We start from the raw sequence: 15,690 nt of genomic DNA on the forward strand, positions 1-15,690 counted from the left end.
TAACTATTTGGACGGAAGGTGAAACTTATGAGTCTAAAGGGAAAGAAGATATTGCTATGTGTTAGTGGCGGGATTGCTGTTTTTAAAGCAGCCGCTCTCACAAGTAAGCTCTATCAAACGGGTGCGGAAGTGAAGGTGTTAATGACAAAATCTGCTACTGAATTTGTTACACCATTAACGTTTCAAACGCTTTCCAGAAATGATGTTTATAAGGATACTTTTGAAGAAAAGGACCCGACAGCAGTGGCCCATATTGACGTAGCGGACTGGGCAGACCTCGTTCTTATCGCGCCTGCTACAGCAAACATCATTGGTAAGCTTGCGAACGGAATCTCAGACGATATGATGTCAACGACGTTACTTGCTACCGAAGCTCCCGTATGGGTAGCCCCAGCGATGAATGTTCACATGTACGACCATCCTGCTGTTAAGAATAACATGGACATCCTCCGCTCGTTTGGCTGTCATTTTCTTGAGCCTGGAGAAGGGTTACTTGCATGTGGCTATGTTGGTAAAGGACGCATGGCAGAGCCTGAAGATATCCTGGCAACGTTAGAAACGTATTTTAAGGAAGATGCGAACGATTTAGCTGGGAAAAAAGTAGTCGTCACGGCAGGTCCAACGCGAGAACCGGTTGATCCAGTTCGCTATTTTACAAACTATTCTTCCGGAAAAATGGGGTTTGCTTTAGCGGAGCAGGCGGCGAACCGTGGTGCGGATGTCACATTGGTGGCAGGCCCAGTTTCTCTTTCCACTCCTCAAGGTGTTGAACGTATTGATGTCGTTACCGCAGAAGAAATGTTTGAGTCTGTTCTACAGGCAGCTGAGACGGCTGATATTGTTATAAAAGCTGCCGCCGTTGCCGACTATCGACCTGCTACAATTGCTTCAGAAAAAGTGAAGAAATCTGAGGGTGAAATGGTGATTGAGATGGAGCGGACGAAAGACATTCTTTGGACGCTTGGCCAAAAAAAGAAAAATCAAATTCTTGTTGGGTTTGCAGCAGAGTCGGAGCGGTTGGATGAATTTGCACAGAAAAAGCTAGTAAAGAAAAATTTGGATTTGATTTGTGCGAACAATATTAAAGCAGAGGGTGCAGGCTTCGATAAAGATACCAATGTTATGACGCTTCTTCATCGTGATGGGGAACGCGTTGAACTTCCCTTGCAATCCAAGCATGAGGCAGCGAATCGCATTCTCGATGAAGTGAATCGATTGGACGTGACTCGTTCATGATTGCAAAAGTCATAGTCGATGTACCGGCGAATCAAACTGATCGCCTGTTTGATTATGCGATTCCTGATGAATGGGAAGAGATGATAGAACCTGGGATGAGAGTTGTGGTTCCTTTTGGACCGAGAAAAATTCAGGGATTTGTGATCTCGGTCGCGAATGAATCAGAGCATGCTAAATTAAAAGAATTAAGTGAAGTAAAAGATGTTACCCCCATATTAACGCAGGAGTTACTTGATCTAGGGTTCTGGCTTACAGAAAAGGCGCTTTGTTATGCAGTATCAGCCCTTCAGGCTATGTTACCAGCTGCGATGAAAGCAAACGTGACGAAAACAGTTGTGCTTGGAAATCGTATCAATCAAGAAGCGCCATGGCATCGGATGGTATCCTCTAACGGAGTGAAATGGGACGATTTTCTTTCGCATTTTAGTCATAAAGAATTAAACCGGGCCATCAAAAACGATGAGCTTGAGGTACGGTATGATGTAAAGGAAAAGACCGCTCCTAAAACCATTCTCTCTGTATCAGCCGCACTTCAGAAGGACGAGCTTCAACAAGAAAAGGAAAAGATGGGAAATCGCGCATTGAAGCAACAGGAAATCATCGCGCACTTCATAGAGAATGAAGGAGCTGTTTCGTACAAAGAGCTCATGGATATGCTTGATACAACGCGGTCAACGATCAAATCACTCGTCTCAAAAGAAATATTAAAAGAAGAAGAAGTTGAGCTTTACCGTGATCCCTATAAGGGGCGGGAATTTACTCCTTCGACGGCTCTTGAGCTCACTGACTTGCAAGAACAAGCGATAACCCCCATTTTGACAAGTATTGAAGATCATCATCATCAGACGTTTCTTATTCATGGCGTAACAGGGAGCGGTAAGACAGAAATTTATTTGCAGTCGATTCACCGCGTGCTAGAGCAGGGCAAGGAAGCCATTGTACTTGTTCCCGAAATCTCATTAACACCACAAATGGTGACCAGGTTTAAAAGTCGATTCGGTTCCGAGGTAGCGGTCTTACATAGTGGGCTCTCCCGTGGAGAAAAGTATGATGAGTGGCGAAAAATTCATCGGAAAGAAGTAAAAGTTGTTGTTGGCGCACGTTCAGCTGTTTTTGCTCCATTTACGAATCTTGGCATTATCATCATTGATGAAGAGCATGAGAGCAGCTATAAACAAGAAGAAAATCCTAGGTATCATGCAAGGGATGTAGCGATTAAGCGTGGCGAATATTACAACTGTCCGGTTGTATTAGGGAGCGCAACGCCATCGCTTGAATCGTATGCACGTGCATCAAAAGGTGTTTATACCCTTCTTGAATTGTTGCACAGAGTAAATAAGCAGGCTATGCCGACTGTATCAATTGTTGATATGAGAGAAGAATTACGAGCCGGTAACCGCTCGATGTTCTCAAACGATCTTTATGACAAATTAAAAGATCGATTAGAGAAGAAAGAGCAAACGGTGCTCTTTTTAAACCGCCGAGGTTATTCAACTTTCGTGATGTGTCGGGACTGCGGGTATGTAGCAGAGTGTCCTCATTGTGACATTAGCTTAACGTATCACAAGATCAACGGAACGATGCGGTGTCACTATTGTGGCCATGAAGAGCGTTTTCCAACTCAATGCCCTGAGTGTGAAAGTGAGCACATTCGATTTTTCGGTACAGGTACACAGCGCGTTGAGGAAGAACTAACAAAAATCCTTCCAGAGGCACGGGTGGTGCGGATGGACGTTGATACAACGAGACGTAAGGGAGCACATGAGAAGCTCTTGAATCAATTCGGAGAAGGAAAAGCAGATATCCTACTCGGAACACAAATGATTGCCAAAGGTCTTGATTTCCCAAATGTGACCCTTGTTGGCGTATTAGCAGGAGATGCCATGCTCCATATCCCTGACTTCCGAGCTTCCGAGAAAACGTTCCAGCTGCTAACGCAAGTAAGTGGACGCGCAGGGCGTCATTTGCTACCAGGTGAAGTGATTGTTCAATCCTATACACCAGAACATTACAGCATTGAAATGGCTGCCGAACACGACTATCAGTCCTTTTATCAGCGTGAAATGGTGACACGAAAACAATTTGGTTATCCGCCTTTTTATTTTCTTGCCATGGTGAATGTTTCGCATGAAGAGTTAACCAAAACAGTTGATGTGACAGAGAAAATTGCAGCTTATTTAAAGGACCACTTATCAAAACAAAGTGTTGTGTTAGGTCCTGTAGCCTCACCGATCCCACGGATCAAAGATAGATATCGCTATCAATGCATGATAAAATACAAAACTGAACCGAACTTAACTCATCATTTAAAAGAAATTCAAAAGCATTTTTCAAAGGAAATAAGTCGTGGTGGTTTACAGCTATCCATCGATACACAACCTTATATGATGATGTAGAATGTGAAAGGGAGTATACGCGTGGCTATGAGAGAAATTGTGTTGCATCCAAATGAGGTGCTTGAAGTTGAATGCCATCCTGTAGAGGAATTCGATAAAGAGTTGCATCAGCTACTCGATGATATGTTTGAGACAATGTACGCAGCAGAGGGCGTTGGACTCGCTGCACCACAAATCGGTATTCGAAAACAAGTTGCCGTTGTTGATACGAGAGAAGAAGAGGCATTAGAACTAATCAATCCAACGATTATTAAATCATCCGGAAAAGAAGTCGACCTTGAAGGTTGCTTAAGTTTCCCTGGTCTATTTGGCGAAGTTGAGCGCCCATATACCATCACGTTAAAAGCGCTGAACCGTTTTGGTAAACCGTTTAAATTAAAAGCGGAAGGGTTCTTTGCGAGAGCGATTCAGCATGAGATTGATCATCTTCACGGCGTATTGTTTACAGAGAAAGTCATTCGCTACATTGACCCTGAGCAGGAAGGAGACGGTGAATAACAATGACAAAAATCGTATTTATGGGGACACCGGATTTCTCTGTTCCTGTTCTTGATATGCTAGTAGAAGAAGGGTATACGATCGTTGGTGTCGTTACGCAACCAGACCGTCCAAAAGGGAGAAAAAGAGTGCTAACGCCTCCTCCTGTTAAGGTAGCTGCTGAGAAACATGGTCTTCCTGTGCTACAACCTGAGAAGGTGAAAGATCCAGCTCAGCTTCAACCTATTCTAGATTTAAATCCAGATTTGATCGTAACGGCAGCCTTTGGCCAAATCTTACCAAATCAGCTACTTGAAGCACCGAAGCACGGTTGTATTAATGTTCATGCGTCACTGTTACCCGAACTTCGCGGTGGTGCACCAATTCATTATTCGATCCTGCAAGGAAAGAAAGAAACGGGCATTACGATTATGTATATGGTGGAGAAACTAGATGCGGGTGATATTTTAACCCAGTCAATCGTACCAATTGAAGAACGTGATCATACTGGAAGCCTGCATGATAAACTAAGTGCGTCAGGGTCAAAGCTTTTAAAAGAAACGTTGCCAAAGCTTCTTCATGGTGAATTAACGCCTGTGAAGCAAAAGGATGATGAGGCGACGTTTGCCCCTAATATTAAACGGGAGCAAGAGCGAATCGACTGGACAAAAACTGGTGAAGAAATTTATAACCACATTCGCGGCTTACATCCATGGCCAGTGGCCTTTACACAATATGAAGGCAAAGTAATGAAAGTCTGGTGGGGAGAGAAGATCGAAAGTGCTGAGAAGGCTGAGCCAGGCTCTGTCCTCTATACAGACGCAGATGGACCTGTTGTTGCAACAGGAAACACGACCGCGATTAAGTTAACGGAAATCCAACCAGCAGGCAAGAAGCGCATGACAACTGCGCAGTATTTACAAGGTAGAACATTCGAGAAAAATGAGAGATTTGGTGAATAGTATGACAAACGTAAGAGAAGCAGCACTTGATGTAATTGAAAAAATCAATAAAAACCAGGCATATAGCAACCTGTTGTTAAATGAAACAATTAAAAAGCACCAGTTAAGTCGTAAAGATACGGGCTTGTTAACCGAAATCGTATACGGAACGATTCAGCGAAAGAATACTCTTGACTTCTACCTCGATGATTTTCTAACAAATCGGAAAAGAATTCAGACGTGGGTTATTTCTCTTTTACAACTTTCCCTTTATCAAATGGTTTATCTTGACCGTGTACCGGATCGTGCCATTATTCATGAAGCGGTTGAAATAGCTAAAAAACGAGGACATAAAGGCATCAGTGGTATGGTGAACGGAGTGCTTCGGAATACCCAACGCAAAGGACTTAAGAACCCTGAAGCGATAGAGGATGTTGCAGAACGCATTTCGATCGCAAAAAGTCACCCACTCTGGCTCGTGCAACGTTGGATCGACCAACTTGGTGTTGAAGCAACGGAAGCAATGTGTGAAGAGAACCTACTTGCCCCTTATGTAACGGCTCGTGTGAATGTGACACGAACATCTGTTAATCAAGTGATCGACGATCTTGCAAAGGTAGGCGTAGAAGCGGTTCCAGGAAGTTTATCAGAAGATGCCATTAAAGTCATTCAAGGGAAGGTTCTTGATACAGACGTTTATAAGCGCGGTGACTTAACGATTCAAGACGAAAGTTCGATGCTTGTAGCACGAGCACTTGGCGTTGAACCTGGTCAGAAAGTTCTTGATGCGTGCGCAGCACCAGGTGGGAAATCAACTCACATCGCAGAGCGACTTAATGGATCTGGACACGTAAATTCTCTTGATCTTCATGCTCATAAAGTGAAATTAATCAAGAAGCAGGCCCAGCGTTTGAACTTACGTGCGATTGAAGCAGAGACACTGGATAGCCGAAATGTAGGTGAACGCTTTAAAGCCAAATCATTTGATCGCATTCTCGTCGACGCTCCATGTACTGGTTTTGGTGTGTTAAGAAGAAAGCCTGATATTAAATGGTCGAAAAAAGAGGAAGATATCGAGCGCATTACGGTTGTGCAAAAAGGAATTCTCGAAGCCCAGGCGCCTCTTTTAAAACCAGGTGGAAAATTGGTTTACAGTACGTGTACAATAGAAGGAGCAGAAAACCAGGAAGTGGTAAAACAATTCTTGGAAGAACATCCTGAATTCACCTTAGACAAAACACTCTCTAACCGTTTGCCTAAGGAAGTGGCGGAGTATTGTGAAGAAGGACAACTTCAGCTTCTCCCACATTATTTTGGCACGGATGGATTTTATATCGCATGTTTAGTTAAAAAATAATGCTGGATGCTGGTGAATCGTCTGTTTACAGGCGATTCTTCCCGCATTCTTGTGATAAGAGGAGACGGGGTAATCACATGCAAGCAATCGCATTGACAGATCAAGGCCAAGTAAGGGCATACAATGAAGATAGCACAACATTTCTCCGCAATCACCTAGACGAATATTTAGTCATAGTAGCAGATGGAATGGGTGGTCATCAGGCAGGTGACGTGGCAAGTGCACTCGCGGTTGAATCATTGGAGATAAGTTGGAAAGATGAAAAAGCAGGATTTCGCCCGGGAAGAGCGGAAGCATGGCTTTTACATACGATTCGAAAAGCAAATGAAACGATCCTTGCCTTTTCAAAAGAAAAACCTGAATATGCCGGGATGGGCACAACGCTTGTCGCCGCAGTTTGTACAAATGAATTTATTACGATTGGCCACGTTGGAGACAGCCGGGCTTATTTATTTGGAGATCGTGTACTTAATCAAAAAACAAGTGACCATTCTCTTGTAAATGAACTCGTGAAGAGCGGTCAGCTTTCAGCAGAAGAAGCGGAAGATCACCCACGGAAAAACGTTCTCTTGCGTGCACTTGGAACAGATGATGATGTGAAAGTAGACATTCACACGTTCGAGTGGGATGAACATGAAGCGGCGCTTTTTTGCTCTGATGGGTTAACAAATAAAGTATCAGACAATGACTTGGAAAAAGTGATGAACTCTGAAGGTTCTCTTAAAGAGAAGGCAACAGAGCTTATTCGCTTAGCGAACGAAGCAGGTGGAGAGGATAACATTACAGTTGCAATAATTGAGAACTCTTCAGCTTCTGGAAGTGAAACCTCATGCTAGGTAAGCATATTAATGGACGTTACAAACTGCTTGAAGTCATTGGAGACGGCGGGATGGCTATCGTCTATCGAGCTTTAGATTTAATCCTGGATCGGACGGTTGCTGTAAAGCTGCTTCGTCCAGAATTCTCCCAAGATGATGATTTTATCAAGCGATTTCGTCGCGAAGCTGAATCTGCGACCAGCCTGGCGCATCCGAACGTAGTGTCAATCTATGACGTTGGGGAAGAAGAGAATTTTTACTACATCGTTATGGAATACGTAGCAGGAACCACGCTCAAGCAAAAGATTCGTGATCGTGGCGCTCTGCCTATTGAAGAAGCGCTAGATATTATGAAACAAATGACGTCTGCTATTGAGCATGCCCATGAGAATCACATCATTCACCGGGACATTAAGCCCCATAATATTCTTATTGATGAGTATGGAGATGCAAAAGTAACGGATTTTGGAATCGCGATGGCGATGACTTCCGCAACGATTACGCATACCAATTCGGTACTAGGCTCTGTTCATTATTTCTCGCCTGAACAGGCCCGTGGGGCATTGGCGAATGAACGGTCAGATATTTATTCTCTTGGAGTCGTGCTATACGAAATGGTAACAGGAGTGCTTCCGTTTTCAGGTGACTCTCCGGTTTCTGTCGCGTTAAAGCACCTACAAGATCGTTTTCCTAAGCCTAGTTTAATTAATACCTTTCTACCAAGAAATGTCGAGCATATTATTATGAAGGCGATGGCCAAGGAACCTGTCCAACGTTATCAAAGTGCGCAAGAAATGTATGAAGCGCTCGATATGGCTCTCGATCCGACAAAAGTTTATGAAAAACCACCTGAGCAGGATGATGAAGAAGCGACAAAAGTCTTAACACCTGTCATACCTGATAGTCGAGATGGAGGACAGAATACGGTGCCGCAACAACCTGTTCAAAATGAAGAATCTAGTGAGCCACAGCCTCCTCCAAAAAAGAAAAAGAAGGCAGGAAAGATCGCAATACTTGTGATGCTCCTACTCTTACTTCTTGGCGGTGCAGGTGCGCTAGCCTTCACATTTATGCCTGATCTCTTCTATGTGAGTGATGTGGAAGTTCCGGATGTAACGGGAATGGAATACGAGGAAGCAAGATCCGCATTAATTGAACAAAAACTTGATGTAAAAAAAGAAGAGCAGTTTAGTGAAGAAGTAGAGGAAGATGAGGTTATCAGTCAGGATCCTACTTCTGGGACAATGGTGAAAGAAGATAGTACGGTCACACTTTATGTTAGTATAGGGGCTGAAAAAACAGAGCTCGGTGATTATATAGGGAAACAGAAAGATGAAGTGGAAGCTTTATTAAAAGAACAGGGATTTGAGAACATTAAATTCGAAGACGAATACCGTGACGATGCTCCTGAAGGTGAAATTTTTGATCAAAGTCCTGAATCTGGGAAAATGGTCCTGCCAACAGAAGACGCGATCGTGATTTGGTATAGCTTAGGTTCAGAATCATTTCCTCTTGAAGATTTAAAAGATAAAACGAAAGCCGAAGTGGAAGAGTATGCGGGGAATAAAGAGTTAAAGCTCGCATATGATGAGCCAGAATTTAGCGACTCTGTCGAAGAAGGATCTGTTGTTTCTCATTCTCCAAGTACAGCTGCTCAAGTGAAAAAAGGTGATGAGATTACAATTACCTTATCTAAAGGTCCTGAACCAGAGCCTGAACCAGAGCCTGAACCAGAGCCTGAACCAGAGCCTGAACCCGAACCAGAGCCCGAACCAGAGCCTAAGCCTGAACCTGAACCTTCACCTGAAGAGGAAGCGATTGTTGTTCCTAACTCCTTTACGATCGATGTGAAAAAGGGTGAGGAACATTTAATTGAAATCCTTTATACCGATTCGACAACAGAAGGCGAAGAAATCTCGGAAACCATTACTGAAACAAAGGAAATTAATTTTGATTTAACGATCTATCCTGGTGAGGAAGCGTCGTACAAAACGTATGTAGATGGAAAAGAGAAGAAAAAAAACTCCAAAACCATCACGTACGAAGAAGCAAAACAAAAATACGGTAAAAATGAGTAAGGAGTCCTACATGGCAGATGGAAGAATAATTAAAGCATTAAGCGGCTTTTATTACGTGCAGGATGAAGTTAATAAAGAAATTTACCAATGTCGAGGAAGAGGGAACTTCAGAAAGCGGAAGATCACCCCTCTTGTTGGTGACTTTGTTGTATATGAAGCAGAAAATAAAACGGATGGTTACGTTCTTGAAATTAATGAAAGAGAAAATGAATTGGTGCGTCCCCCAATTGCGAACGTTGATCAAGCATTTCTTGTTTTTTCAGCAACGCAACCAACGTTTAATACACAGCTTCTTGACAAATTTCTTGTTCATATTGAAGCGAGTGATATTCGACCAATTATCTGCATCTCGAAGATTGATCTTGTTTCAAATGTGGAAGAAAGTGAAATACTGGCGTACGCAGATGATTACCGAGAGGTAGGGTACGATGTGATTGTTTCGTCTGCAGAAAGTCTCTCAGGCGTTTCAGAAATTGAACCGTATTTTCAAGAGAAAGTAACGGTGTTTGCAGGGCAATCCGGGGTAGGGAAGTCTTCGCTATTGAACGCTATCAACCCTGATCTAGAGCTCGATACGAGTGATATCTCAACGCATCTTGGTCGAGGTAAACATACGACAAGGCATGTTGAGCTCATTCCTTTCGGCTCTGGTTTAGTCGCTGACACGCCTGGCTTTAGCTCACTTGATTTTAGGGGGATTGAAGCGGACGATCTATGGCTTTATTTCCCTGAAATTCGGGCGAAAAGTAGCGATTGCAAATTTCGCGCATGTACTCATCAATCAGAACCAGGCTGCGCGGTTAAAGTAGCGGTAGAAAAAGAAGAAATTAAAGCGTATCGTTACGATCATTATTCTTCTTTTTTCCAGGAAATCAAGGATCAAAAACGGAGGTACTAACATGATAAAAATTGCCCCTTCTATTCTAGCTTCAGATTTTGCCAGATTAGGTGAGGAAGTAAAAGACGTTGAAGCAGCAGGAGCTGACTACATTCACGTTGATGTGATGGATGGACACTTTGTTCCTAATATTACAATTGGTGCACCAATTGTACGCGCGCTACGTCCGGTAACTTCACTACCGTTAGATGTTCATCTTATGATTGAAAATCCCGATCAGTACATTGAAGAATTTGCGGAGGCTGGCGCCGATATTCTTACGGTTCACGCTGAAGCTTGTCCGCATCTTCATCGGACAATTCAACTAATTAAAAGCAAAGGTGCTAAAGCAGGTGTTGTCATTAACCCAGCCACACCTGTTGATGCAATTAAACACGTTATTGAGGATGTCGACTTAGTCTTACTAATGACGGTAAATCCTGGCTTCGGAGGACAGGCGTTTATTGACCGCGTGCTTTCTAAGATTACAGAGACGAAACAGCTTGCAGATTCATTAGGCGTCTCCCCGGAAATTGAAGTGGATGGTGGAGTGAACGCGGAGACGGCTCGTGCATGTATTGAAGCAGGAGCTACTGTGCTCGTTGCGGGGTCAGCAATTTATAGTCAATCTGATCGAAAAGCGGCCATTGATCAAATACGTCAATCATAAAACAGCGGGGCTCTTCCCGCTGTTTTTTCATAAACAAAGCTTAGGTAATGGAGGAATTAGGATTCATGAAGAAAGATAATCGGCTTCTTTTGCTTGTAGAGATCGCTTTAATGGCTGCTGTTGGCGTGATACTAGATTTATTGTCAATCAGGTTATGGCCAAATGGTGGTTCCGTGTCGCTAGCCATGGTGCCCATTTTTTTAATCGCTTACCGAAGAGGGCTAGGTGCAGGTTTAACAACCGGATTATTAGTTGGGATTTTGCAACCTCTGATCGTCCCGCCTTTTTATGTTCATCCCATTCAATTTTTACTAGATTATCCCACCGCCTTTATGATTGTTGGTATGGCTGGGATTTTCAGTGTGACAGTGGACGCACCGAAACGAAAGCGCATGACGATGATTGTTCTTGGATGCCTAACTGGATCACTTCTTCGATTGGTCAGTCATTTTATTTCTGGAGTGATCTGGTTCGGTGATATGGCACCAGAAGGGACACCTGTGGCATTATATTCATTCCTTTATAACGCGTCTTATTTACTGCCAACTGCCGCCGTCTCGATCATCGTTCTTGCCTTGCTCTCACATCAAGCACCTAAGTTGGTGCATAAACAATGAGTTCAAAGCACATTTATATTGTGGCAGGAGGACCGGAAGAGGACCTTCCAGCTCATCTTCTTAAAGAAAAAGATGTTAGGTGGATTGGGGTGGATCGTGGCGTCTATACACTATTAAAAAATGGTATTATTCCTGAACATGGATTTGGGGATTTTGACTCAGTCAGCGCGGAAGAACGGAAATGGATGGAAACACATGATTTGCCTTTTACCGTTTATCCATCAGAAAAAGATCACACAGATCTAGAAATTGCACTCGATTGGGCAATCGATGAAAACCCTGATGCGATTACGATGTTTGGAGTAACAGGGGGAAGGCTTGATCATAGCTGGATGAACGTCCAAATGTTAATCAAGGGTGTGAAAGCAAACGTATCACTTTCCATTGAGGATAAATTAAACCGATTAGAAATGAAAGAGCCCGGTACATACTCTGCTCAAAAGGACGCTCGTTTTCCATATATGTCCTTTCTTTCTTTTACTCCTGAAGTAACTGGTTTAACACTTGTTGGCTACCGTTATCCATTGATAGAAAGGCATATATCCTGGGGATCCAGTCTCTGCATTAGCAATGAACTGGTCGAGGAAAATGGGTCTTATTCATTTAGTAGTGGCATACTATTGGTGGTAAGAAGTTCGGACGCCGAGCAGGTTTAGGTACTATTTCAATTTCGGCGAATATAATAGTAATGCATCTTATATTCTCATATTGTTCATCCTGGGGTCCATCTTTGACTTTCTGAGGAGGGGGAAATATGAAGTTTTATACGATTAAATTACCAAAATTTCTCGGTGGTTTTGTAAGAGCTGTGCTCGGGTCTTTTAAAAAAAATGAGTAGTTGAAATGAAAAAAAGCACCCAATTGGGTGCTTTTTTTTACGTTTACTATGCGCGTTCGATTTTGCCTGATTTAAGAGCACGAGCAGATACATAAACTTTCTTAGGTTTACCATCTACCATGATGCGTACCTTTTGAAGGTTAGCACCAAATTTACGTTTTGTTGTATTCAACGCGTGAGAACGCTTGTTACCAAACGAAGTCTTGCGTCCAGTGATTGCACATTTAGCCATTGTTTCTACCTCCTTACTGTCCTACATTGCACAAAAAGTGCAGGATAAATCCTCCACTATAGTATCATGTAGGTGTAGTGAATGCAAGATGTTTAACACGTCTTATCAAGAAAAAAACTTAACAGTAAAAGCTTATCATAATAGAGGTTTTAAATGATGAACTTTTATTATATGTGATATTGTAGTAAAATAACGTTAGCTCTGCAAAGGATTTATTTTTACTTTATAATGTTATGAATAGAATCTTATTGAGGATAAAACTGTTAAGTGGTCAGTTCTTAAATCGCTAAGGGAGGAAATATAATGGCAATTGAAATGAAAACCCAGTACGGACAAATTGATATTTCGACGGAAGTAGTCGCTGCGATTGCAGGTGGCGCAGCAATTGATTGTTATGGTATCGTTGGAATGGCTTCGCAAAAGCAATTAAAAGACGGCATCACTGAACTATTGGGGAAAGATAACTTTAGCAGAGGGATTGTCGTACGTAAAGATGAAGATGACCTTAACATTGACATGTACATTATCGTAAGCTACGGCACTAAAATTTCAGAAGTAGCTCATAACGTGCAAACAAAAGTAAAATATCAGCTTGATCAAATGCTCGGGCTATCAGTTGATTCAGTAAACATTTACGTCCAAGGGGTTAGAGTGACCAACCCATAAGTGGAGTTAGGAGGAAAAGTCTGTGACGATTCAAAAGATTGATGGGAAGCGTTTTGCGCACATGGTTCTTGAAGGAGCAAATAATCTTTCAAAGAATGCCAAAATGGTAGATGCGCTAAATGTTTTCCCTGTACCAGATGGAGATACTGGTACAAATATGAACTTAACAATTACATCTGGAGCAGCTGAAGTAAGATCAAGCAGCTCTGATAAAGTAGGAGACGTGGCATCCCTTTTTGCAAGAGGCTTACTGATGGGCGCACGCGGGAATTCTGGCGTTATTCTGTCTCAGCTATTTCGAGGCTTTTCAAAGTCAATTGAAGGAAAGTCTGAGATTACAAGCGTCGAGTTAGCTGCCGCACTTGAGAATGGCGTGGATTCTGCCTATAAAGCTGTTATGAAGCCAGTGGAAGGCACCATTCTTACCGTTGCAAAGGATGCTGCTCGTAAAGCAGTGAAGTCTGCCAAAAAAATATCAGACGTTGTCGAGCTGATGCAGGTGGTTGTAAAAGAAGGAAGAGAGTCTTTAAACCGTACACCGGATCTCCTTCCTGTACTAAAAGAAGTTGGCGTAGTTGATTCTGGCGGTCAGGGTCTATTGTTAATCTATGAAGGATTCCTTGCTGTTCTTGAAGGAAAAGAAACACCTGATTCTTCCGTTGATGAAGAGAAGATGGATGAGCTTGTGCGAGCTGAGCACCACAAAAGTGCACAGGGTCATATGAAAACAGAAGACATTGAATTTGGCTACTGTACAGAGTTCATGGTTCAATTTGAAGAAGAAAAGCTTGCCAAATCACCTTATGACGAGGAAGCATTTCGAAATGAACTTGATAAGCATGGTGACTCCTTGCTAGTTGTCTCTGACGATGATCTCGTTAAAGTACATATGCATACTGAATATCCGGGAAACATTATGACGTATGCACAAAATTACGGGAGCTTAATTAAGATTAAAATTGAGAACATGCGCGAGCAGCACTCAACAATCGTGAAAGAAGAGAGTCCGAAGCGGGAGAAGAAAGAGAAACCTGCTGAACGTAAAGAGTACGGGATTATTACGGTTTCAATGGGCGAAGGAATTGCAACATTGTTTGAGAGCCTTGGCGCTCATTACGTCATCCCGGGTGGACAGACTATGAACCCGAGCACAGAAGATATCATCAAGGCAATTGAAGAAGTGTACGCTAATAATATCATTATTTTGCCAAACAATAGCAATATTGTGATGACTGCACAGCAGGCTGCTTCTGTCGTTGATGAGAACGTCATTGTTATTCCATCTAAGACGGTGCCACAGGGTATTTCGAGTCTCCTTGGCTTTAACCCTTCCGCTAGTGCTCAAGCAAATGAAGAAGCGATGAAAGATAGTCTTTCAGCTGTAAAATCAGGTCAAGTAACGTTTGCTGTACGCGATACGAAGATTGACGGGATTGATATCGCAAAAGACGACTTTATGGGAATCGCGGACGGTAAAATTGTTGTTTCTGAACAAGAACGTCTTGAAGTAGCTAAGGCGCTTTTAGCATCTATGATTACTGAAGACGATGAAATTGTTACGATTATTTACGGGGAAGACGCTGAGCAGGAAGAAGCAGAAACCCTTGTAGCTTATATCGAAGAGAAGTTTGAAGAAGTTGAAGTTGAGGTTCACGAAGGTAAACAACCGATCTATGCCTATATTATGGCCGTGGAGTAGATTGAATAAATAGTTGCGGAAAAAGAAACGTGGCATGAGCCAGGTTTTCTTTTTCTGTAAAGAACTCCTTTTATTAAATAAAGCAAGTTGAGAGGTGGCGTCAACGTGAAGTTTCGCAGTGTATTCGATATTATTGGACCTGTAATGATTGGTCCATCAAGTTCCCATACAGCTGGAGCAGCTAGAATAGGTCGTGTGGCAAGACATTTGTTTGGTCGTGAGCCTAAGTCGATCACCGTTTCACTATACGGATCGTTTGCAAGAACTTACAAAGGACATGGTACTGACGTGGCCCTAATCGGTGGCGTTCTCGATTTTGATACATACGACGAGAGAATCGTGAATGCGCTTACAATAGCGAAGGAAAAGAAAATCAAAGTTCGCTTTACGGAAGAAGATGCGATCACAGATCATCCAAATACTGCGCGCATCAACCTATCAGACGAAAAGGGAGAACTTGAGCTTGTTGGGATTTCCATCGGCGGTGGTAAAATCGAGGTTATTGAACTAAATGGATTTGCGCTAGGACTTTCAGGGAATAGTCCAGCGATTCTCGTTGTTCACAATGATCGATTCGGCGCGATTGCAGGTGTATCAAACACGTTAGCCAAACATGAGATTAACATTGGTCACATGAATGTATCACGAAAAGAGAAGGGCAAAGAAGCGCTAATGACGATTGAAGTGGATCAAAACATTCCACAAATTGTATTAGATGAAGTGGAATCGTTGCCTAACATTATACAAGTTGCAAAAATTAGCGATTGATGCATAAAGGAGGAAAAGGT

General features: G+C 42.7%; 16 protein-coding genes. 15 read left to right on the top strand and 1 reads right to left on the bottom strand.

Annotated features, from left to right (window positions below; translation table 11 throughout):
• Nucleotides 1–27: 27 nt before the first annotated feature.
• The 12 genes from coaBC to spoVM all read left to right on the top strand — a co-directional run bounded on the left by coaBC (nt 28) and on the right by spoVM (nt 12,305).
• Complete coding sequence (coaBC, locus tag PQ578_RS13475; protein WP_273834807.1) at nt 28–1,236, top strand: bifunctional phosphopantothenoylcysteine decarboxylase/phosphopantothenate--cysteine ligase CoaBC; 1,209 nt, start codon at nt 28–30, stop codon at nt 1,234–1,236.
• Nucleotides 1,233–3,632, top strand: a complete 2,400-nt coding sequence (priA, locus tag PQ578_RS13480; protein WP_273834808.1) for a primosomal protein N' — start codon at nt 1,233–1,235, stop codon at nt 3,630–3,632. Before coaBC ends, priA begins: the two co-directional genes overlap by 4 nt.
• Nucleotides 3,633–3,653: 21 nt before the next feature.
• On the top strand, nt 3,654–4,130 hold the full coding sequence (def, locus tag PQ578_RS13485; RefSeq protein WP_160919284.1) for a peptide deformylase: 477 nt from the start codon (nt 3,654–3,656) through the stop codon (nt 4,128–4,130).
• Between the two features lie 2 nt (nt 4,131–4,132).
• On the top strand, nt 4,133–5,071 hold the full coding sequence (gene fmt, locus PQ578_RS13490) for a methionyl-tRNA formyltransferase (protein WP_273834809.1): 939 nt from the start codon (nt 4,133–4,135) through the stop codon (nt 5,069–5,071).
• Between the two features lies 1 nt (nt 5,072).
• Nucleotides 5,073–6,407, top strand: coding sequence for a 16S rRNA (cytosine(967)-C(5))-methyltransferase RsmB (gene rsmB / locus PQ578_RS13495; RefSeq protein ID WP_273834810.1), 1,335 nt, complete (start codon nt 5,073–5,075; stop codon nt 6,405–6,407).
• Between the two features lie 77 nt (nt 6,408–6,484).
• Entirely contained in the window at nt 6,485–7,243 is a 759-nt protein-coding gene (locus tag PQ578_RS13500) for a Stp1/IreP family PP2C-type Ser/Thr phosphatase (RefSeq protein WP_273834811.1), read from the top strand.
• Nucleotides 7,237–9,303 (top strand): Stk1 family PASTA domain-containing Ser/Thr kinase, encoded by a 2,067-nt coding sequence (pknB, locus tag PQ578_RS13505; RefSeq protein WP_273834812.1) that lies wholly within the window; start codon nt 7,237–7,239, stop codon nt 9,301–9,303. Before PQ578_RS13500 ends, pknB begins: the two co-directional genes overlap by 7 nt.
• A 10-nt stretch (nt 9,304–9,313) precedes the next feature.
• Entirely contained in the window at nt 9,314–10,201 is an 888-nt protein-coding gene (gene rsgA / locus PQ578_RS13510; protein WP_273834813.1) for a ribosome small subunit-dependent GTPase A, read from the top strand.
• A 1-nt stretch (nt 10,202) separates the two neighbouring features.
• The gene (gene rpe / locus PQ578_RS13515; RefSeq protein WP_273834814.1) at nt 10,203–10,850 is read left to right on the top strand and encodes a ribulose-phosphate 3-epimerase; all 648 of its coding nucleotides are present in this window, start codon (nt 10,203–10,205) and stop codon (nt 10,848–10,850) included.
• A gap of 65 nt (nt 10,851–10,915) precedes the next feature.
• On the top strand, nt 10,916–11,467 hold the full coding sequence (thiT, locus tag PQ578_RS13520; RefSeq protein WP_273834815.1) for an energy-coupled thiamine transporter ThiT: 552 nt from the start codon (nt 10,916–10,918) through the stop codon (nt 11,465–11,467).
• Nucleotides 11,464–12,123, top strand: coding sequence for a thiamine diphosphokinase (locus PQ578_RS13525; protein ID WP_273834817.1), 660 nt, complete (start codon nt 11,464–11,466; stop codon nt 12,121–12,123). Before thiT ends, PQ578_RS13525 begins: the two co-directional genes overlap by 4 nt.
• 98 nt (nt 12,124–12,221) lie before the next feature.
• Entirely contained in the window at nt 12,222–12,305 is an 84-nt protein-coding gene (spoVM, locus tag PQ578_RS13530) for a stage V sporulation protein SpoVM (protein WP_048309835.1), read from the top strand.
• A gap of 46 nt (nt 12,306–12,351) precedes the next feature.
• On the opposite strand, the gene rpmB is transcribed toward spoVM, so the two are convergent.
• On the bottom strand, nt 12,352–12,537 hold the full coding sequence (gene rpmB / locus PQ578_RS13535) for a 50S ribosomal protein L28 (protein WP_098443343.1): 186 nt from the start codon (nt 12,535–12,537) through the stop codon (nt 12,352–12,354).
• 303 nt (nt 12,538–12,840) lie between these two features.
• Here rpmB and PQ578_RS13540 point away from each other — a divergent pair, with 303 nt between their 5' ends.
• The 3 genes from PQ578_RS13540 to sdaAB all read left to right on the top strand — a co-directional run bounded on the left by PQ578_RS13540 (nt 12,841) and on the right by sdaAB (nt 15,670).
• The gene (locus PQ578_RS13540) at nt 12,841–13,203 is read left to right on the top strand and encodes an Asp23/Gls24 family envelope stress response protein (RefSeq protein WP_048309833.1); all 363 of its coding nucleotides are present in this window, start codon (nt 12,841–12,843) and stop codon (nt 13,201–13,203) included.
• A gap of 22 nt (nt 13,204–13,225) precedes the next feature.
• Nucleotides 13,226–14,902, top strand: coding sequence for a DAK2 domain-containing protein (locus PQ578_RS13545; protein ID WP_273834821.1), 1,677 nt, complete (start codon nt 13,226–13,228; stop codon nt 14,900–14,902).
• 105 nt (nt 14,903–15,007) lie between these two features.
• Nucleotides 15,008–15,670, top strand: coding sequence for an L-serine ammonia-lyase, iron-sulfur-dependent subunit beta (gene sdaAB, locus PQ578_RS13550; protein ID WP_273834822.1), 663 nt, complete (start codon nt 15,008–15,010; stop codon nt 15,668–15,670).
• The last annotated feature ends 20 nt before the right edge of the window (nt 15,671–15,690 follow it).

Source organism: Guptibacillus sedimenti (assembly GCF_028610665.1).
In the GTDB taxonomy this organism is placed as follows: domain Bacteria; phylum Bacillota; class Bacilli; order Bacillales; family Guptibacillaceae; genus Guptibacillus; species Guptibacillus sedimenti.